This window comes from Streptomyces sp. JNUCC 63 (genome assembly GCF_054366325.1).
The window spans coordinates 5286517-5305547 of the sequence record NZ_CM135963.1 but is presented as its reverse complement, the minus strand read 5'-3'; the positions used below and the strand labels follow the sequence as shown (position 1 = coordinate 5305547).

Annotated in this window: 13 protein-coding genes; 1 reads left to right on the top strand and 12 read right to left on the bottom strand. The window is 72.0% G+C overall.

Going from position 1 to position 19031, the window contains the following annotated elements:
• Positions 1–84: 84 nt before the first annotated feature.
• From obgE to ACX25U_RS24320, 8 genes are all read right to left on the bottom strand, one after another.
• Entirely contained in the window at positions 85–1521 is a 1437-nt protein-coding gene (gene obgE, locus ACX25U_RS24355; RefSeq protein ID WP_454383121.1) for a GTPase ObgE, read from the bottom strand.
• 140 nt (positions 1522–1661) lie between these two features.
• A complete protein-coding gene (gene rpmA, locus ACX25U_RS24350) occupies positions 1662–1916 on the bottom strand; it encodes a 50S ribosomal protein L27 (RefSeq protein WP_030051735.1) in 255 nt (84 codons plus the stop codon).
• Positions 1917–1930: 14 nt separating this feature from the next.
• Positions 1931–2251, bottom strand: a complete 321-nt coding sequence (rplU, locus tag ACX25U_RS24345) for a 50S ribosomal protein L21 (RefSeq protein WP_454383120.1) — start codon at positions 2249–2251, stop codon at positions 1931–1933.
• Between the two features lie 190 nt (positions 2252–2441).
• Complete coding sequence (locus tag ACX25U_RS24340; protein WP_454383119.1) at positions 2442–3503, bottom strand: iron-containing alcohol dehydrogenase family protein; 1062 nt, start codon at positions 3501–3503, stop codon at positions 2442–2444.
• Positions 3491–4243 (bottom strand): phosphocholine cytidylyltransferase family protein, encoded by a 753-nt coding sequence (locus ACX25U_RS24335; RefSeq protein ID WP_454383118.1) that lies wholly within the window; start codon positions 4241–4243, stop codon positions 3491–3493. Before ACX25U_RS24335 ends, ACX25U_RS24340 begins: the two co-directional genes overlap by 13 nt.
• A gap of 177 nt (positions 4244–4420) precedes the next feature.
• Entirely contained in the window at positions 4421–8554 is a 4134-nt protein-coding gene (locus tag ACX25U_RS24330) for an Rne/Rng family ribonuclease (protein WP_454383117.1), read from the bottom strand.
• Between the two features lie 279 nt (positions 8555–8833).
• Entirely contained in the window at positions 8834–9619 is a 786-nt protein-coding gene (locus ACX25U_RS24325; protein ID WP_454383116.1) for a TIGR03936 family radical SAM-associated protein, read from the bottom strand.
• 98 nt (positions 9620–9717) lie between these two features.
• The gene (locus ACX25U_RS24320; protein ID WP_454383114.1) at positions 9718–10833 is read right to left on the bottom strand and encodes a hypothetical protein; all 1116 of its coding nucleotides are present in this window, start codon (positions 10831–10833) and stop codon (positions 9718–9720) included.
• 141 nt (positions 10834–10974) lie between these two features.
• Between ACX25U_RS24320 and ACX25U_RS24315 the strand changes: the two genes are divergently transcribed.
• Positions 10975–11838: a COG4705 family protein gene (locus ACX25U_RS24315; RefSeq protein ID WP_454383112.1), complete on the top strand. Its 864-nt coding sequence runs from the start codon at positions 10975–10977 to the stop codon at positions 11836–11838.
• On the opposite strand, the gene ACX25U_RS24310 is transcribed toward ACX25U_RS24315, so the two are convergent.
• From ACX25U_RS24310 to mrdA, 4 genes are all read right to left on the bottom strand, one after another.
• Positions 11825–13771, bottom strand: coding sequence for a TIGR03960 family B12-binding radical SAM protein (locus tag ACX25U_RS24310; protein ID WP_454383111.1), 1947 nt, complete (start codon positions 13769–13771; stop codon positions 11825–11827). The two genes, ACX25U_RS24315 and ACX25U_RS24310, sit on opposite strands and share 14 nt — an antisense overlap.
• 40 nt (positions 13772–13811) lie before the next feature.
• Positions 13812–15320: a CYTH and CHAD domain-containing protein gene (locus tag ACX25U_RS24305; RefSeq protein WP_454383109.1), complete on the bottom strand. Its 1509-nt coding sequence runs from the start codon at positions 15318–15320 to the stop codon at positions 13812–13814.
• A 166-nt stretch (positions 15321–15486) separates the two neighbouring features.
• Positions 15487–16686: a rod shape-determining protein RodA gene (gene rodA, locus ACX25U_RS24300; protein ID WP_454383107.1), complete on the bottom strand. Its 1200-nt coding sequence runs from the start codon at positions 16684–16686 to the stop codon at positions 15487–15489.
• A complete protein-coding gene (gene mrdA, locus ACX25U_RS24295; protein WP_454383105.1) occupies positions 16683–18956 on the bottom strand; it encodes a penicillin-binding protein 2 in 2274 nt (757 codons plus the stop codon). Before mrdA ends, rodA begins: the two co-directional genes overlap by 4 nt.
• Positions 18957–19031 lie beyond the last annotated feature (75 nt).

Below are 19031 nucleotides of genomic sequence, written 5' to 3'. Positions count from 1 at the left end.
GCCGTACAGGTTGGTTCGGCTCGTTAGAGTGACGGCGACCGCAAGGAGTTGCGCAACCCTGTGGTCACAGTTGGGACACGTCCGTCAGAACGGTTCGAAGCCGTCGTACTCGCGCTCGGCCTCGTCGCGCTCGGCCTGCCGGTCGCGGCGACGCTGGGCGGCCGGGCGGGCCTGCTCCAAGCGGTGGTCCTCGCCGCGGCGGCCGAGCATCTCCGCGCCCGCCATGACCGACGGCTCCCAGTCGAAGACGACCGCGTTGTCCTCGGGCCCGATGGCGACGCCGTCACCGGCCCGGGCGCCGGCCTTCATCAACTCCTGCTCGACACCGAGGCGGCCCAGCCGGTCTGCGAGGTAGCCGACGGCCTCGTCGTTGTTGAAGTCGGTCTGCCGCACCCAGCGTTCGGGCTTCTCGCCGCGCACGCGGAAGAGGCCGTCGTCCTCGCGGGTGACGGTGAAGCCGGCGTCGTCGACCGCCTGCGGCCGGATGACGATGCGGGTCGCCTCCTCCTTCGGCCGTGCGGCGCGCGCCTTCGCGACCAGGTCGGCCAGCGCGTACGACAGCTCCTTGAGCCCGGTGTGCGCCACCGCCGACACCTCGAAGACGCGGTAGCCGCGCGCCTGGAGGTCGGGGCGGACCATCTCGGCGAGGTCCTTGCCGTCGGGGACGTCGATCTTGTTCAGGACGACGATGCGGGGACGGTTGCCGAGGCCGCCGTACCGCCGCAGCTCCTCCTCGATGACGTCGAGGTCGGAGACCGGGTCGCGGTCGGACTCCAGGGTCGCCGTGTCCAGTACGTGCACGAGCACGCTGCACCGCTCCACATGGCGCAGGAACTCCAGGCCCAGCCCCTTGCCCTGGCTGGCGCCCGGAATGAGACCCGGCACGTCGGCGATGGTGTAGACGGTCGAACCGGCCGTCACCACACCCAGGTTGGGCACGAGGGTGGTGAAGGGATAGTCGGCGATCTTCGGCTTGGCCGCGCTCAGCACGGAGATCAGCGAGGACTTGCCGGCGCTCGGGTAGCCGACCAGGGCCACGTCGGCGACGGTCTTCAGCTCCAGGACGATGTCCTGCAGGTCCCCCGGCTCCCCCAGCAGCGCGAAGCCGGGCGCCTTGCGCCGGGCGGAGGCGAGGGCCGCGTTGCCGAGGCCGCCGCGGCCGCCCTGGGCGGCGACGTACGAGGTGCCGTGTCCGACCAGGTCGGCGAGGACGTTGCCCGCCTTGTCGAGGACGACGGTCCCGTCCGGCACGGTCAGGACCAGGTCCGTGCCGTCCTTGCCGGAGCGGTTGCCGCCCTCGCCGGGCTTGCCGTTGGTGGCCTTGCGGTGCGGGGAGTGGTGGTACTCCAGCAGCGTGGTGACGGACTGGTCGACGGTGAGGATCACGTCCCCGCCGCGCCCGCCGTTGCCGCCGTCCGGGCCGCCCAGCGGCTTGAACTTCTCACGGTGCACGGAGGCACAGCCGTGGCCCCCGTTACCCGCGGCGACATGGAGTTCGACGCGGTCCACGAAGGTGGTCATGGTGGGTGCCTCCTGGGGTTCCCCCGGTCGAAGGCCGGAGGTGTACGGAAATGTCTACTGCTCAACACGCGAAAGGCGGACCCGCCTTCCCGCCCGGGAAGTGAGGTCCGCCTCGCGAAACGTCCGGTCCGAACCTGGGATCAGGCGACCGGGACGATGTTCACGACCTTGCGGCCGCGGCTGGTGCCGAACTCCACCGCACCGGCCTGCAGCGCGAACAGCGTGTCGTCGCCACCCCGGCCGACGCCGGCGCCCGGGTGGAAGTGGGTGCCGCGCTGGCGGACCAGGATCTCACCCGCGTTGACGACCTGACCGCCGAAGCGCTTCACGCCGAGCCGCTGGGCATTGGAGTCGCGACCGTTCCGGGTGGACGATGCGCCCTTCTTGTGTGCCATGTCTCTTCAGTCCCTTACTTCGCGGCCGAGGGGATCGACGTGACCTTGATCGCCGTGTACTGCTGGCGGTGGCCCTGCCGACGGCGGTAGCCGGTCTTGTTCTTGTAGCGCAGAATGTCGATCTTCTGGCCCTTGTGGTGGTCCACGACCTCGGCCTGGACCTTGATGCCGGCCAGCACCCACGGGTCGCTGGTCACGGAGTCGCCGTCGACAACGAGCAGGGTCGAGAGCTCGACCGTGTCGCCAACCTTGGCAGTGGAAATCTTGTCAACCTCAACGATGTCGCCCACAGCAACCTTGTGCTGGCGACCACCGCTGCGCACGATGGCGTACACGCGGATCTCACTCTCTCGCTCGGAACGGCACCCCGCAGTCCAGCGGGCCCGCGACACACGCGGACCGCCTCTCCCGGCCACGGCCCGTGCCCGGGAGGAAGAGGTTTACGGGGATGTGGCGCGCTCAGTGGACACGCCGACGGTCAAGACTACGGGGCGTGCCCGGCAGGGGTCAAACCGGGCCGCCGTCTCATCCGGTGACCGCCGCGACGTAGTCCGAGTACGCCTCCTTGATCCGCGTCGGCGACAACTCGAGGTGTTCGAGGATCGTGTAGCGGCCGGGGCGGGTCTCCGGGGCGAACTCGACGGCCCGGACGAACTCGTCGTCGCTGAACCCGATCTCCTCCGCCACCACCGGAAGCCCGTGCCGGCGCAGGACACCGGTCATCAGCCGGGACCCTTCGTGGTCGCCCCGCAGGTGCATGGCGAAGGCCGCGCCGAGGCCCACCTGCTCCCCGTGGCTCGCCGCACGCTTGGGGTACAGCAGGTCCAGCGCATGACTGATCTCATGGCAGGCCCCCGACGAAGGCCGGGTGTGGCCGGCGATCGACATGGCGATTCCCGACAGCACGAGTCCTTCGGAGAGCACGGTCAGGAACCCGTCGTCGCCGCAGCCGCCCGGGTGCCGCAGCACCGCCTCGCCCGCCTGCCGCGCCATCGCGGCGGCCAGGCCGTCGATCTTCTCGCCGTTGACGCGGTGGGACAGCTCCCAGTCCGCGACCGCGGAGATGTTGGACAGCGCGTCGCCGATGCCCGAGCGCACGAACCGGATCGGCGCCTCCCGGATCACCGCGAGGTCGATGAGAAGCGCGATCGGTGTCGGCACGCCGTACGAGCCGCGGCCCGCGTCGTTGTCCAGGATGGACACCGGCGAGCAGATGCCGTCGTGGGACAGGTTGGTGGCGACGGCGACCATGGGCAGGCCGATGCGCGCCGCCGAGTATTTCGCGCAGTCGATGACCTTCCCGCCGCCCAGGCCCACGACCGCGTCGTAGTGGCCGGCCTTCATCTTGTCGGCCAGCCGGATCGCGTCGTCGAGGGTGCCGCCGCCCACCTCGTACCAGGTGGCGCCGGGCAGCGAGGGGGCGATCCGCTCGCGCAGCCGGGCGCCGGAGCCGCCGCTGACGGCGACGGCGAGCCGCCCGGAGTGCGAGATGCGCTCGTCGGCGAGCACACTCGCCAGGTCGTCGAGGGCGCCAGGACGGATGTCCACCACGACCGGCGACGAAATGAGCCGGGTCAGTACTGGCACGCGATCTCACGTCCCCTGGCGAGATCGTCGTGGTTGTCGATCTCGACCCACTTGACGTCGCCGATCGGCGCCACGTCGATCCTGAAGCCGCGGTCGACGAGCTCCTGGTAGCCGTCCTCGTAGTACAGCTGCGGGTCCCGCTCGAAGGTGGCCCGCAGCGCGTCCGCCAGCTCCGGGGCGGCGTCGCCCTCGATCAGGGTGACCCCGATGTACTCGCCGGTGGCCTCGGCCGGGTCCATCAGCTTGGTGATCCTCCGAACCCCCCTGTCGGGATCGGCGACGACCTTCATCTCCTCGTCGGCCAGCGACTTCACGGTGTCCAGGGCGAGGATGATCCTCCTGCCCTCGCCGCGGGCGGCGAGCAGGGTCTTCTCGACGGAGACCGGGTGGACGGTGTCGCCGTTGGCGAGGATCACGCCGTCCTTGAGGGCGTCCCGGCCGCACCACAGGGAGTAGGCGTTGTTCCACTCCTCGGCCTTGTCGTTGTCGATCAGGGTGAGCCTCAGGCCGTACGTCCGCTCCAGGGCCTCCTTGCGCTCGTACACGGCCTCCTTGCGGTAACCGACGATGATCCCCGCCTCGGTCAGGCCGATCTCGGCGAAGTTGCCGAGGGTGAGGTCCAGGACCGTGGGACCCTCGTCCGTACCCGCAGGCCCCACCGGCACCAGCGCCTTGGGCAGGGTGTCGGTGTAGGGGCGCAGGCGCCGTCCGGCACCGGCCGCCAACACGAGGCCTATCATCGCAGTTCTCTCCTTAACCTTGCGCATGGTCCGCCGGGGACACGGGAGTTGGCGGTCTCGGCGGTACGACTGCCCGACTGTCCGACGGGCGAAGCCCCCGTACAGTAACCCGGCCCCGTACGGAAACGGTGTGGCCCTGCCCTCAGCGGGCAGGGCCACACCGCGTCCGGAGCCGGATCAGCCCTCGTCGGTCGAGGCCGAGACGGACGGCGCCGACTGCTGGGCCGCCGCGGTCTTCTTCGACGCCGACTTCTTCGCGGCCGTGGCCGTCTTGGCGGTCTTCGCCGCCTTCTTGGCCGTCGCCTTCTTCGCGGCGGTCTTCTTGGCCGCCGTCTTCGTGGCCGCCGTCTTCGTGGCCGCCGTCTTCTTCGTGGCGGCCTTCTTCGCCGTGGCCTTCTTGGCGGCCTTGCGGGCCGTCTTCTTGGCCGGGGCGGCCTCCTCGGCCGCTTCGGCTTCCGCCGGCTCCGCGGGCTCGGCCGCCGTCGCCTCCGACGGTGCCTCCTCCGCCGTGCCCGACGGGACGACCACGACGGCCGTGTCCTCCGGGGCGGTCGGCGCGGTGGCCTCGCGCACGGCGCGGCGGCGGGGACGGGCCGGGGCGGCGGCCTCGGCGGGCGACTCCTCCGCCTGCGCGGACTCGGGCGCGGACACCGGCTCCGGGGCGGCCTCCGGGACCGTCACCACGGCCGCCTCGGCATCTGCCGGGGAACCGGCCGGCGCGGACACCTCGCGGGTCACGCGGCGGCGCGTACGGGCCTTGGGGGCAGCCTCTTCGGCGGACGGGGCCTTGGCCGGGGAGGCCGGGACGACCGGGTCCTCGACGGCCACCGGCTCGGCCTGGGCCTGTTCGGCCGGCTCCGGGCGCACCGGGCGCGCGGCCTCCTCCGCCGCGGTGACGTCCTGAGCCGTGGCAGCCGGGGTGGCACCGTCGGCGTGGGCCTTCGGCGCGCCCGCCGGAGCGGACACCCGCCGGCTCGCGCGGCGTCGCCCACGGCCCCGGCTCGCCGCGGCCTCCGCCTCGGCGACGCTGCTGTACAGCTCCTCGTCCGGGGCCATCTCGGGCGCGGGCAGGGCGACCGGCTCGGCGACCTCGGCGGCGACCTCCGCCTCGGTCTCCGCCTCCTCCTCGGCGGTCTGGGCGGCGGCCTGAGTCGCCACGGCCTCGTGCTCGTGCGGCTGCTCGGCACCGGCGCGGGCGCGCTTGCGGCGCTTGCTCCCGCCGGCGGCGGCGCTCGTCTGGTCCAGGTGGACGATGACACCGCGGCCGTTGCAGTGGACGCAGGTCTCGGAGAACGACTCCAGCAGGCCCTGGCCGACCCTCTTGCGGGTCATCTGCACCAGGCCCAGCGAGGTCACCTCGGCCACCTGGTGCTTCGTACGGTCCCGGCCCAGGCACTCCAGCAGGCGCCGCAGCACCAGGTCGCGGTTGGACTCCAGGACCATGTCGATGAAGTCGATCACGATGATGCCGCCGAGGTCGCGCAGCCGCAGCTGGCGCACGATCTCCTCGGCCGCCTCCAGGTTGTTCCTGGTGACCGTCTCCTCCAGGTTGCCGCCCTGGCCGGTGAACTTGCCGGTGTTGACGTCGACGACGACCATCGCCTCGGTCCGGTCGATCACCAGCGAACCGCCGCTGGGCAGCCAGACCTTGCGGTCCAGCGCCTTGGCGAGCTGCTCGTCGATCCGGTACGTCGCGAAGACGTCGACCTCGCTCGTCCAGCGCTGCAGACGCGGGGCGAGGTCCGGGGCGACGTGCGAGACGTACCCGTGGACGGTCCCCCACGCCTCGTCACCGCTGACGACGACCTTGGAGAAGTCCTCGTTGAAGATGTCGCGCACGACCCGGACGGTCATGTCCGGCTCGCCGTACAGCAGCGTCGGCGCGCCGCCGTTCTTGGCCTTCTTCTGGATGTCCTCCCACTGCGCCTGCAGCCGCTCGACGTCCCGGCGCAGCTCGTCCTCGCTGGCGCCCTCGGCGGCGGTGCGCACGATGACGCCCGCGTCCTCGGGGACGATCTTCTTGAGGATGCTCTTCAGCCGGGCCCGCTCGGTGTCGGGCAGCTTGCGGCTGATGCCGGTCATCGAGCCCTCGGGGACGTACACGAGGTAGCGGCCCGGGAGGGAGACCTGGCTGGTCAGACGGGCGCCCTTGTGGCCGATCGGGTCCTTGGTGACCTGGACGAGCACGGACTGCCCGGACTTCAGCGCGGACTCGATGCGGCGGGGGCCGTTGGCCATCCCGAGCGCCTCGAAGTTGACCTCGCCCGCGTACAGGACGGCGTTGCGGCCCTTGCCGATGTCGATGAAGGCGGCCTCCATCGAGGGCAGCACGTTCTGCACCTTGCCCAGGTAGACGTTGCCGACGTACGAAACCGCCTGCTCCTTGTTGACGTAGTGCTCGACGAGCACGCCGTCCTCCAGGACGCCGATCTGCGTGCGGTCGCCGTGCTGCCGTACGACCATCACGCGCTCGACGGCCTCGCGGCGGGCCAGGAACTCGGCCTCGGTGATGATCGGAACACGTCGGCGTCCCTGCTCACGGCCTTCCCTGCGGCGCTGCTTCTTGGCCTCCAGCCGGGTCGAGCCCTTGATGGACTGCACCTCGTCGGAGGGCTCGGCGGGCTTGCGCGGCTCGCGGACCTTGACGACGGTGCGCTCGGGGTCGTCGGCGGACGGTTCGGTGTCGGTGTCGGTGCCTGTGTCACCGGCCCGGCGACGGCGGCGACGACGGCGACGGCTGCTGCTGGAGCCACCGCCCGCGCCGGCCTGCTGTCCCTCGCCGCCCTCGGCCGACTCCGCGGCGTGAGCCCCTTCCTCGTCGTCCTCCTCGAGCTGCTCGGCAGTGTCCTCGGCGTCCTGCGCGGCCTGCTCGGCGGCGAGCTCGTCGGTCTCCTCCGACTCCTCGTCCCCGCCGGTCTCGCCCCGGCGACGGCGACGGCCACCGCGGCGGCGGCGACGGCGGGAGCCGGTCTCCTCGCCCTCCTCGCCCTCGGCGGCGTCCTCGGCCTCCTCCGCCTCTTCCTCGGCGGACTCGTCGGCGGCCTCGTCCGTCCGGGTCTCGGGCTCCCCGCCGTAGCCGGAGCCCCGGCGACGGCGGCGGCGCCGCGAGCCGCCCTGCTCGACCTGGTCCTCCGGGTGCTCCTCACTCTCCACGGCCTCGCCCTCCACGGCCGCGGCGGCCGCTGCGGCGGCGGCACGCTCCGGGGTCTGGAACTGGAACTTCGGCTCGGCGAAGACCGGCGGCTGGAACACGGCGACGGCGGGCCGCGCGGGCCGGCGCGGGGCCTCTTCCTCGGCGGCCGGGGTCTCCGGGGCGGCGGGCTCGGAGAACCCGGTCGCGGCACGCCGCACGGCCCGACGGCGGGTACGCCGCGTCTCGGTCTCCTCGGCGGGTGCCTCGGCGGCGGCAGCCTGGGGGGCGGGCTCACCGACGGTGGCGGGCGCCTGCGGCGCGGACTCTTCGACGGGGGCACCGGTCTCGGGCTCCGCCTCACCCGTGGGCGGGGCTGCGGGCGCGGACACCCGGCGCGTGGTACGCCGGCGCGCACGGCGCGGAGCCGCCTCCTCCGCCGCCTCGGCAACGGGCGCGGACTCGTCGGCGGGCGCTTCGGCGACGGCCTCGGGAGCAGGGCTCACCGCGGCCTCGGTCGGCATCGGCGCACCGACGGGCGCCGACACGCGCCGGGTCGCACGACGCCTCGTAGGAGCGGCGGCCTGCTGGTCCGCGGCCTCCGTGGTCTCCGCGCTCGCGGCGGGGACGGCCGTCTCGGCCGCCTCCTCCGACGCGGGCACCGCGGCGGGCGCGGACACGCTGCGCGTGGCACGCCGGCGGGTACGCCGTGGAGCGGCGGCCTCGCCGACCTCGACGGAACCGGCGGGAACCTCGACGACGGCCTCGCCGGACCCGGCCGGCGTCTCGTCGGCGGCAACCACCGGCACGACGGTCTCGGCGGCGGCCTCGCCCTGGGCATCCTTCGGAGCCCCGGCGGGCACGGAGACCCGGCGGCGCGTACGACGCGCGGGCGCGGGCTCCTCCAAGGCGGCAGCGGCCTCGGCCTCTTCCTCCGCCGCGTCACCGGCGACGGCCACCGTCTCGGCAGCCTCAGCAGGCTCCTCCGCCTCCTCCGCGACCTCCGCGGGCTCGGCCACCGGCACGGCCGGCGCCGTGATCTCGGCCGGCGTCTCGGCGGACGCGGCGGCGGGCGGGCCCGCCGGGCGGGACGCGGCACGGCGCCGACGACGCGGCGGCAGGGTGTCGCTGGGAGTGTTCAGTTCTTCGGAACCCTCGGCGGGTTCGGTCGGCTCGAGCATGCGGGCGTATCTCCCGTCAGGCTCCCGGGCGCCGCGCCTGGTCCGGTGCCGATCACGTCGATCGAACACCGTTGACGTCCGCGGCCGCGCGGTGCGCGATGGCCGCCGTCCGGGGCGCGGGCGCCGCACGGGAGCTCTCTGTGTCTTGTCTCGCCGGTTCCGTACGCCTTGTCGTGCACGGCCTGGCGAAAGTCTTCTGGTCGGTGCGCTGCCCGACCCAGGTGGCTCCCGAGTACGAGGGCGGCGCTTCTCGACGTCCGTCCCTGCGCGGAACCGCCCCTACGCCGGCGCCTTCGCGGCGGCAGCGGCGGCGGCCCCCGCTGAATCGGCCGGGGCGGCCGTGTCTGCCTCGCGGTCGGGCGCGAGCGGGTCGGTCACCGTGCCGGTCTCTTCATCGAACAGCCCCTGCGCCAGCCTGGTCACCGCTGCGGGGACCGGCGGCGCCAGGTCGGCCACGGCGCGGAGACCGGACAGGACGTCGTCGGGTCGTACGGCAGGCGTCACGTGCCGAACAACCAGCCGCAGTATCGCACAGGGCTGGTCGATCGGCCCATCGGCCGCCGAACCATGCGTGGGTACGCTCTCCAGGCCCACGACCGCGGACCGGGCGTCGAAGGTGCGCATGCCGTTCTTGGTCAGGCGCTGCACTTCGACGGTCTCGGCGCCGTTGAACGCCGCGACCGCGCGTGCGGCCTCGGCCGGGTCGACGCCGTCCAGCCGCAGCTCCCACACGGAAGCGGTCAGCCGGTCGGCGAGCCCCGGTGTACGGGCCTCGACCGCCTCGACGACGTCCAGCCCGGTGGGCAGCGACTCGTCGAGCAGCACGCGCAGACGCTCCGGATCGCGGGGCGCGGTGAGCGCGATTTCCAGGTACTCCGCCTCACTGCCCGTGCCGGTGGGTGCGGCATTGGCGTAGGACACCTTCGGGTGCGGAGTGAACCCCGCCGAGTACGCCATCGGCACCTCGGCACGGCGCAACGCACGCTCGAAGGCGCGCTGGAAGTCACGGTGGCTGGTGAACCGGAGGCGGCCGCGCTTGGTGTAGCGCAGTCGGATGCGCTGCACCGCGGGTGCGGGCGGCGGGCCTTCGGGCTGTCGCTTGCCCAGTGGAACTTCTCCTCGTGTACGGCGGACGGTCCGTGGCGCGCGGGGCTGACTTCCGGTCACCCCCGGGTCGGCGGGGACGCTTCGCGCCCGGTCCTTCTGTCTAGAGTACGCGTCCCGGCCGCCACGGGTTCCCGCCGGGCGGGCGGCCGGGGCTCCCCGAAGAGCGCCCTGCGCAGGTCGGCGCGGGTCTGCCGGGCGATGTCACGGGTGGCGGCGAACGCCTCCCGGGCGGCACGGCCCACACGGCGCGCGGCCCGGGCGGCGGGGCGCAGCACGGCGTCCCGTACGACGTGCCCGACCGGCGTCAGCACCGTGCGGTACACCCAGCGCAGGGGCTCCACGAAGATCCACCGGAAGAGGGTCCCCAGGAACCGCCCGACGGCGAGCGAGATCCGTCCCGCGACCCGCCAGGCATGGCCGAGGGCGTCCGCGACCTCCCGCCCGACGACGGCCAGGACGCGCCCGAGGGGCACGAGCACCCACCGCCACAGCGCGAGCGCGGGCAGGACGAACAGCACCCGGCCGGTCCAGTACAGAGCCGTGCCGACCCCGGCGGCGACCTTTCCCAGCACCCACCACAGCCCCCTGGCGCACCAGGCGATCCCGCGCCCCACCGGCGCGAGGACCCATGTGTACAACCACACCGCGGGTACGACAAGCAGCCACCGCCCGAGCCAGGCCACCCCCGCGAACACCCCGAGCCCCACGGCGGCGAGCACCCGCCCGAGCCACCCGAGCACCCACACGAGCGCGTGCCCGACCGGCGAAAGCACGCGCGCGTACACCCACCCCAGCGCGGCCCCGATCCCCCGCGCGAGCCACACGAGCGCGTGCCCGACGGGCATCAGCACCCATCGGTACGCCCATGCGAGCGGTACGACGACCAGCACGCGCCCCAGCCATCCCAGCGCCCGGCCGACGGGCACGGCGACGTACCGCCACAGCGCGCCCAGGGGCCACACGAACACCGCCCACCCGAGCCACGCCAGGCCCCGCCCGACCGGCCGCAGCACGGTGTCGCGCAGGAACCGCCCGCCGACGACGAGCGCGTCCCACGCCATCCGCACCGGCACGACCAGCACCAGGACGACGATCCGCACGGGCAGCCGGATCGCCGTCACCAAGCACCCCTCGGGCGGCCGCTCCCCGGCCCCCGCCTTCTCCAGATTCATACCTGAAACGACGCCACGACCCGCCGCCCGGATCCCGATCGCGCCTTCCGGATGTGCTTGGGTCGGAATTGTCACAGTCGGCGACGACAGGGGCACCGTGCGCGGTCGTACCCCACCGTTCGAGAACGGAGTGTTCGCACCATGGACAAGTCCGAAGTGCTCATCGATCCGGACATCGCGCGTACGGCGAAGTCGGTGATGAAGAAGCTGCCCGAGGTCACCCTCGCCTTCTGGATCATGAAGATCGCGGCGACCACCCTCGGCGAGACCGCCGGCGACCTGTTCGCCCAGACGCTCGAGCTGGGCTACTTCCTCACCACGATCGCCCTTTTCCTGATCTTCGTGGTGACCTTGGTCATCCAGTTGGGCTCCCGCCGCTACAACCCCTTCTTCTACTGGACCGTGATCCTGTCGACCAGCATGGCCGGGACCACGACGTCCGACTTCATGAACCGTGACGCCAGCGCCAAGTACCTCTCGGACGGCGCCACTTCGCTCGGCTGGGGACCGCAGGGCCTGGGCCTCGGCTACCCCGCCGGCGCCGCGATCCTGGTCTCGATCCTGCTCGTGATCTTCGCGGTGTGGAAGCTGTCCGGGACGACGTTCCGGATCCGCGACATCGTCACCTTCCGCGGCGAGGCCCTGTTCTGGTCGGCGATCCTCGTCTCGAACACGCTCGGCACCTCGATGGGCGACTTCCTCTCCGACAGCTCCGGCCTCGGCTATGCCGGCGGCGCGGCCCTGGTCACCGGCGCCCTGCTGGTCCTCGTCGCCCTGATGAAGGTGCCCGCCGTACCGAACGTGCTCCTCTTCTGGATCGCCTTCGTCCTCACCCGCCCGCTCGGCGCCACCGCCGGCGACTTCCTCACCAAGCCGACCGCCAAGGGCGGCCTCGACCTCGGCACCGCGGGCTCCTCGGCCGTCCTCCTGGCGATCCTGCTCGCCCTGATGGCCCAGGCCCACCACCAGGAACGCCGAACCGACCCGTCGGTCAGGACTTCTTGACCGTCAGCGGCAGCAGCTTCCTGCCGGTCGGGCCGATCTGGATGGACGTGTCCATGGCAGGACACACCCCGCAGTCGAAGCAGGGCGTCCAGCGGCAGTCCTCGACCTCCGTCTCGTCGAGGGCGTCCTGCCAGTCCTCCCAGAGCCAGTCCTTGTCGAGGCCGGAGTCGAGGTGGTCCCAGGGGAGGACCTCCTCGTAGGAGCGTTCGCGAGTGGTGTACCAGTCGACGTCGACGCCGTAGGGGGCCAGGGCCTTGTCCGCGCAGCTCATCCAGCGGTCGTAGGAGAAGTGCTCGCGCCAGCCGTCGAAGCGGCCGCCGTCGTCGTAGACCGCGCGGATGACCGCGCCCACGCGGCGGTCGCCGCGGGACAGGAGGCCCTCGACGATGCCCGGCTTGCCGTCGTGGTAGCGGAAGCCGATCGAGCGGCCGTACTTCTTGTCGCCGCGGATCTTGTCGCGGAGCTTTTCGAGACGGGCGTCCGTCTCCTCCGCCGAGAGCTGGGGCGCCCACTGGAACGGGGTGTGGGGCTTGGGGACGAAGCCGCCGATGGAGACCGTGCAGCGGATGTCGTTGGAGCCGGAGACCTCGCGGCCCTTCTGGATCACGCGGGTCGCCATGTCGGCGATCTGCAGGACGTCCTCGTCCGTCTCCGTGGGCAGGCCGCACATGAAGTACAGCTTCACCTGACGCCAGCCGTTGCCGTACGCCGTGGCGACGGTGCGGATCAGGTCGTCCTCCGAGACCATCTTGTTGATGACCTTGCGGATGCGCTCCGAGCCGCCCTCCGGGGCGAAGGTCAGGCCCGAGCGTCGGCCGTTGCGCGTCAGCTCGTTGGCCAGGTCGATGTTGAAGGCGTCGACCCGGGTCGAGGGGAGCGAGAGGCCGATCTTGTCGTCCTCGTAGCGGTCGGCCAGGCCCTTGGCGATGTCGCCGATCTCGCTGTGGTCCGCGGAGGACAGGGAGAGCAGGCCCACCTCCTCGAAGCCCGTCGCCTTCAGGCCGGCCTCGACCATCTCGCCGATGCCCGTGATCGAGCGCTCGCGCACCGGGCGGGTGATCATGCCGGCCTGGCAGAAGCGGCAGCCACGTGTGCAGCCGCGGAAGATCTCCACCGACATGCGCTCGTGGACCGTCTCCGCCAGGGGCACGAGGGGCTGCTTCGGGTACGGCCACTCGTCCAGGTCCATCACCGTGTGCTTGAACACGCGCCACGGGACGCCCGACCTGTTGGGGACGACCCGGCCGATGCGGCCGTCGGGGAGGTATTCGACGTCGTAGAAGCCGGGGACGTAGACCCCGCCCGTCTTCGCCAGGCGGAAGAGGAGTTCCTCGCGGCCGCCGGGGCGGCCCTCCGCCTTCCAGGCGCGGATGATCCCGGTGATCTCCAGCACCGCCTGCTCGCCGTCGCCGATGACCGCGCAGTCGATGAAGTCGGCGATCGGCTCGGGGTTGAAGGCCGCGTGGCCGCCGGCCAGCACGATCGGGTCGTCGTCCGTGCGATCGCGCGCCTGGAGCGGGATGTCCGCGAGGTCCAGGGCCGTCAGCATGTTCGTGTAGCCCAGCTCCGTGGAGAAGGACAGGCCGAACACGTCGAAGGCGCGCACCGGGCGGTGGCTGTCGACCGTGAACTGCGGGACGCCGTGCTCCCGCATCAGCGCCTCCAGGTCCGGCCACACGCTGTAGGTGCGCTCGGCGAGGACGCCCTCGCGCTCGTTGAGGACCTCGTAGAGGATCATGACGCCCTGGTTGGGCAGGCCGACCTCGTAGGCGTCCGGGTACATCAGCGCCCAGCGGACGTCGCAGGACTCCCAGGGCTTGACCGTGGAGTTGAGCTCTCCGCCGACGTACTGGATCGGCTTCTGCACGTGCGGGAGCAGTGCTTCGAGCTGCGGAAACACAGACTCAACAGCCTCGACGGCTTCGGCAGGCATCTCGCGGACCTTTGTGAGCTGACAGGGGTGACCATTCAGCCTAACCCGGTCGGGGGCCTGCCCCGCACGCCCGGAGGGCGCCCGGCAGCTCCGCCTCCACCGCCGCCGCCCGCCGCTCCTCGCGCCCGTAGAGCAGGCCGTAGGTGAACGAGCTCTCCCGGACCGCCTGTGCCTGGCCGGCGAGAGCGAGCAGGGCCTGGCGGGCCATGACGCTGTCCTGGTGGTCGCCGAGCAGGCTCTGGAGGGCCTTGACGGGTCCCACCAGGTCGGCGGCCGGGTCGCCGAGGGCGGGGACGGCCGCCTCGGCCGCGTACCGGGCGGCCTTGGCCTGCTTGCGGGCCTCGTGCAGGGCGAGGTCGCGGTCGTGGCCGGGCGGCAGGGCGAGGGCCCGGTCCAGCAGGGCGGAGAGCTTCGCGTGCTCCTTCCGTACGGCCTTGGCGATCACCTTGGCCGGTTTCCCGGCGGCCGCCGGGCGCAGCGGCGGGTCGGCCAGCAGCGCGTCCAGGGTGTCGAGCAGGTCCAGGTGGCGCCCGCTGTCGAGGGCGGCGAGGAGCCGGCGGCGCGAGCCGCCGCGGCGGGCCTGGGACCAGGTGCGCAGGCGGGCGCGGACGGGGCCGGTCACCAGGGTGTCGGGTATGTCGTCCAGGTCGGCGGTGAGGCGTTCGGTGAGGACCTCCTGGTCGCGGTCGAGGCCGAGTTCGCCGCCGAGCCAGCGCAGTTCCTCGCGGAGGGGGTCGGTGGCGGACCGGTCCAGGACCTTGCGGTAGGTGCGCAGGGCGCTGCGCAGGCGGCGGGTGGCGACGCGCATGCGGTGCACGGAGTCGTGCACGTCCCTGCGTACGGCGGGGTCGAGCGCGACGAGGGCGTCGCGCTGGGCGCGCAGGTAGGCGAGGACGTGGTCGCCGGCCGTCACGGGGGCCCGCTCCTCGGGCGGCTCGGGGCGGCGGTCCGGCCCGGCGGTCCCGGTCAGGGCGCGGGCCAGTTTGGAGGGGGACGGGGAGGGTCGTACGCCCGCTCTGCGCAACCGTTTCTCCACGGTGTCGAGGAAGGCCGGGTCGCCGCCGTCGGCCAGTTCCACCTCGATCTCGGTCCACTGGGCGGCGCGGCGGTCGCCGGTCAGCCGCTCGGCCCGTACGTCGTCGGCGCTGACCTCGGCGAGCAGCGCGCCGTCCGCGTCGACGAGGTGGCTGATGTCGCGCCGGGAGCGGATGCGGACCAGGGGCAGCAGTTCGCTGCGGCGGACACGGGAGCGGACGAGTGCGGCGAGGGCGGGCGGCACGGTGTCGGACAGGGGGGCGTGGATCTCGTCGCGTACGCCGGGCGCGACCGGGAACTTCAGGTGCCAGCCGGCGTCGGTGCCTCCGGTGCGGCGGCGCAGGGTGAGTCCGGCGGCGGCGAGGCGTTCGTCGGCGGTGTCGTAGTAGACGGCGTCCAGGTCGGCGACGCCCTTGTCGAGGACGGCCGCGACCCCGCCGACGCCGGTCAGGTCGGGCAGACCGCCGGCGTCGGACGCGTACTTCCGTTCGATCTCGCGCTTGGTGTCCGCCATAGACCGAATCTAGTGCCGGCCGGCCGGGCGCGGCAGTGTGCCGAGGGCACCGGAAGAGGCCGTTCAGGCCGATCGGGGTCCTGGGGCGCGGTCCCGGGGGAACGCCACCCGCCGGCCGGCACGGGAGAGCCGCCCCGCACCCGGGAACGGCTCAACCGCCGGAGGCCTACGCCGACATCGGCCGCTGCACTCTGATCGACTGCAGCAGCCCCACCGCCACCCACACCGCGAACATCGACGAGCCGCCGTAGGACACGAACGGCAGGGGCAGGCCGGTGACGGGCATGATGCCGAGGGTCATGCCGATGTTCTCGAAGCTCTGGAAGGCGAACCAGGCGACGATCCCGGCGGCGACGATCGTGCCGTACAGCTCGGTCGTCTCGCGGGCGATGCGGCAGGCGCGCCACAGAACGACCCCGAGCAGGACGATGATCAGGCCGGCGCCGACGAAGCCGAGTTCCTCGCCCGCGACCGTGAAGACGAAGTCGGTCTGCTGTTCGGGCACGAACTGACCGGTGGTCTGCGAGCCGTGGAAGAGGCCCGCGCCGGTCAGACCGCCGGAGCCGATGGCGATGCGGGCCTGGTTGGTGTTGTAGCCGACGCCGGCCGGGTCGAGGCTGGGGTTGGCGAAGGCGGCGAACCGGTTGATCTGGTAGTCGTCCAGGATGTGCAGCTGCCAGATGGCGACGCAGCCGGCGACGCCGGCCGTGAGCAGGCCGAAGACCCAGCGGTTGGAGGCGCCGGAGGCGAGCAGCACGCCCAGGACGATGGTCAGCAGGACCAGGACCGTGCCGAGGTCGGGCATGAGCAGCACGACGATGATCGGCACGGCGGCCAGGCCCAGCGACTGCAGGACCGTGCGGTGGTCCGGGTACATCTTGTCGCCGGCGTCGACCCGGGCCGCGAGCAGCATCGCCATGCCCAGGATGATCGTGACCTTCACGAACTCGGAGGGCTGCAGGGAGAAGCCGCCGCTGAGACGGATCCAGTTGCGGTTGCCGTTGATGGTGGCGCCGAGCGGGGTGAGCACCAGCAGTACCCCGAGCACCGAGGCGCCGTACAGGACCGGCACGGCGTTGCGCAGGGCGCGGTGGCCGAGCCAGACGGTGGCGATCATCAGGGCGATCCCGATGCCGGTGTTCAGGGCGTGCCGCATCAGGAAGTAGTACGGGTCGCCCTTGTTGAGCTCGGTGCGGTTGCGGGTGGCCGAGTAGACCAGGGCGGCGCCGATCGTGGACAGCGCGAGCGCGGACAGCAGTATCGGCCAGTCGAGCCGGCGGGCCAGTGAGTCGCGGGCGAAGAGCCGGGTCCAGCGGGCCCGTTCGGGCCCGTATCCGGAGACGGAGAAGCTGTTCGCGCCGGTCATGCGGTCGTCCTCCGGCTTCCCCTCCGGCGCGGGCGCCTGCGGGTGTCGCGGTTGCCCGTGGGGGGCGTGGTGGTGGTCGCGGGCGTCTGCTGACCGTTCGGCGTGGCGTCACCCGGCCGGGTGGGCTGCTGGGTGGCCTGCTGGGCCGCCTTCTCCTGGTCCTCGGCGGGGTCGGCGGAGATCTTCGGGGCGATGATCGAGCCGTCCGGCTGGACCTTCGGCAGGCTCTTCTGCGGGGTGGGCAGCAGGGCCTTCTTGTTGTCGATGGAGCCGTCGGCCTGGACGCCGTACATCGCGCTGTAGATGTTGCGCACGGCCTCACCGGAGGCGCCGGAGCCGGTACCGGCCTGGGCGATGGTCATGATGACCGTGTAGTCCCTGGTGTAGGTGGAGAGCCAGGACGTGGTCTGCTTGCCGTAGACCTCGGCGGTACCGGTCTTGGCGTGCAGCGGGATCCTGTCCTGCGGCCAGCCGGAGAACTTCCAGGCGGCGGTACCGCGGGTGGCCACGCCCGCGAGAGCCTGGTCCATCATGTCCCGGGTGGCCTTGGTGACCGGCAGCTTGCCGTGGGACTTGGGCTTGATCTCGGTGATGTGCTTGCCGTCGGGGCTGATGACGGCCTTGCCGATGGCCGGGGTGTACATGGTGCCGCCGTTGGAGATCGCCCCGTAGATCACGGCCTGCTGGATCGGGGTGACGAGGGTGTCGCCCTGGCCGATGGAGTAGTTGATCGAGTCGCCCTCGCGCAGCTTGTTGCCCTCGAGACAGTTCTCGTACGCGATCTTCTCGACGTAGCTGCCGTCCTTCTTGCCGGTCTTGCACCAGGCGTCCTTGTTGGCCTCCCAGTACCGCTGCTTCCACTGGCGGTCGGGGACGCGGCCGGTGACCTCGTTGGGCAGGTCGATGCCGGTCTCCTTGCCGAGGCCGAACTGGTGGGCGGCCTTGTAGAAGTAGTCCTTGGGCTTCTTCTTGGGGTTGATGCCGCCGTCCTTCTTCCACTCGCTGTCCGAGAGGTAGTAGAAGACGGTGTCGCAGGACACCTCCAGGGCCCGGCCGAGGGAGATCGGGCCGAAGTTCTCCCCTTCGAAGTTCTTGAAGACCTGGTTGCCGACCGAGTAGGAGCTGGTACAGGGGTAGTTGCCGTTGAAGTCGTAGCCGGCCTCGACCGCGGCGGCCGTGGAGACCACCTTGAAGGTCGAACCGGGCGCGGACTGGCCCTGGATGGCCCGGTTGAGCAGCGGGTAGTCGGAGTCCTTGCCGGTGAGCGCCTTGTAGTCCCTGGCGGAGATGCCGCCGACCCAGACGTTCGGGTCGTACGTCGGTGCGGACGCCATGGCGACGATACGGCCGGTCCTGGCCTCCATCACGACGACGGCGCCGGAGTCCGCCTTGTAGTTCCTGTTGGTGTTCCTGTCCCACTGGGTCCGGGCGGCCTTCATGGCCTTGTCCAGCTCGTGCTCGGCGATCCGCTGGACTCGGGAGTCGATGCTGGTGACCAGGCTGGAGCCGGGTTCGGCGGCGTCGGACTCGGCCTTGCCGATGACGCGGCCGAGGTTGTCGACCTCGTAGCGGGTGACGCCGGCCTTGCCGCGCAGCTCCCGGTCGTACTGCCGCTCCAGGCCGGAGCGGCCGACCATGTCGGAGCGCAGGTAGGGCGAGTCGGTGTCCTTGGCCCGCTGGATCTCCTCGTCGGTGACCGGCGAGAGGTAGCCGAGGACCTGGGCGGTATTGGACTTGCCGGGGCCGGGGTAGCGGCGTACGGCCGCGGGCTCGGCGGTGATGCCGGGGAAGTCCTCGGCGCGCTCGCGGATCTGCAGCGCCTGCTTGGGGGTGGCCTCGTCGGTGATGGGGATGGGCTGGTACGGCGAGCCGTTCCAGCAGGGCTGCGGGGTCTTGGCGTCGCACAGCCGGACCTTCTGCATGACGTCCGTGACGTCCATGCCGAGCACGGCGGCGAGCTTGGTGAGGACCGCCTTGCCGTCGTCCTTCTGCTTGAGCAGGTCGGTGCGGGAGGCGGAGACCACCAGCCGGGTCTCGTTGTCGGCGAGCGGCACCCCGCGCGCGTCCAGGATCGAGCCGCGTACGGCGGGCTGGACGACCTGCTGGACGTGGTTGCCGGACGCCTGTTTCTGGTAGTGGGCGCCCTCGCGGATCTGCAGGTACCACAGCCGGCCGCCGAGGGTGCCGAGCAGGGAGAGGACGAGGATCTGGATGACGACGAGCCGGGTCTGGACCCGTGGGGTCCGGCCGGTCTCGGGAATATTGGTCATGGGCGAAGCCCATTCCTTGGAAGGGTGGTGGTGGGAGACGGGTGGGCGGTCACTGCCGCTGTCCCCCCTCTCAGT

Coding starts and splice junctions, on each gene's coding strand:
- obgE (WP_454383121.1), bottom strand. CDS start 1,521: ATGACCACCTTCGTGGACCGCGTCGAACTCCATGTCGCCGCGGGTAAC.
- rpmA (WP_030051735.1), bottom strand. CDS start 1,916: ATGGCACACAAGAAGGGCGCATCGTCCACCCGGAACGGTCGCGACTCC.
- ACX25U_RS24335 (WP_454383118.1), bottom strand. CDS start 4,243: ATGATAGGCCTCGTGTTGGCGGCCGGTGCCGGACGGCGCCTGCGCCCC.
- ACX25U_RS24330 (WP_454383117.1), bottom strand. CDS start 8,554: ATGCTCGAGCCGACCGAACCCGCCGAGGGTTCCGAAGAACTGAACACT.
- ACX25U_RS24320 (WP_454383114.1), bottom strand. CDS start 10,833: ATGAATCTGGAGAAGGCGGGGGCCGGGGAGCGGCCGCCCGAGGGGTGC.
- ACX25U_RS24315 (WP_454383112.1), top strand. CDS start 10,975: ATGGACAAGTCCGAAGTGCTCATCGATCCGGACATCGCGCGTACGGCG.
- ACX25U_RS24310 (WP_454383111.1), bottom strand. CDS start 13,771: ATGCCTGCCGAAGCCGTCGAGGCTGTTGAGTCTGTGTTTCCGCAGCTC.
- ACX25U_RS24305 (WP_454383109.1), bottom strand. CDS start 15,320: ATGGCGGACACCAAGCGCGAGATCGAACGGAAGTACGCGTCCGACGCC.
- rodA (WP_454383107.1), bottom strand. CDS start 16,686: ATGACCGGCGCGAACAGCTTCTCCGTCTCCGGATACGGGCCCGAACGG.
- mrdA (WP_454383105.1), bottom strand. CDS start 18,956: ATGACCAATATTCCCGAGACCGGCCGGACCCCACGGGTCCAGACCCGG.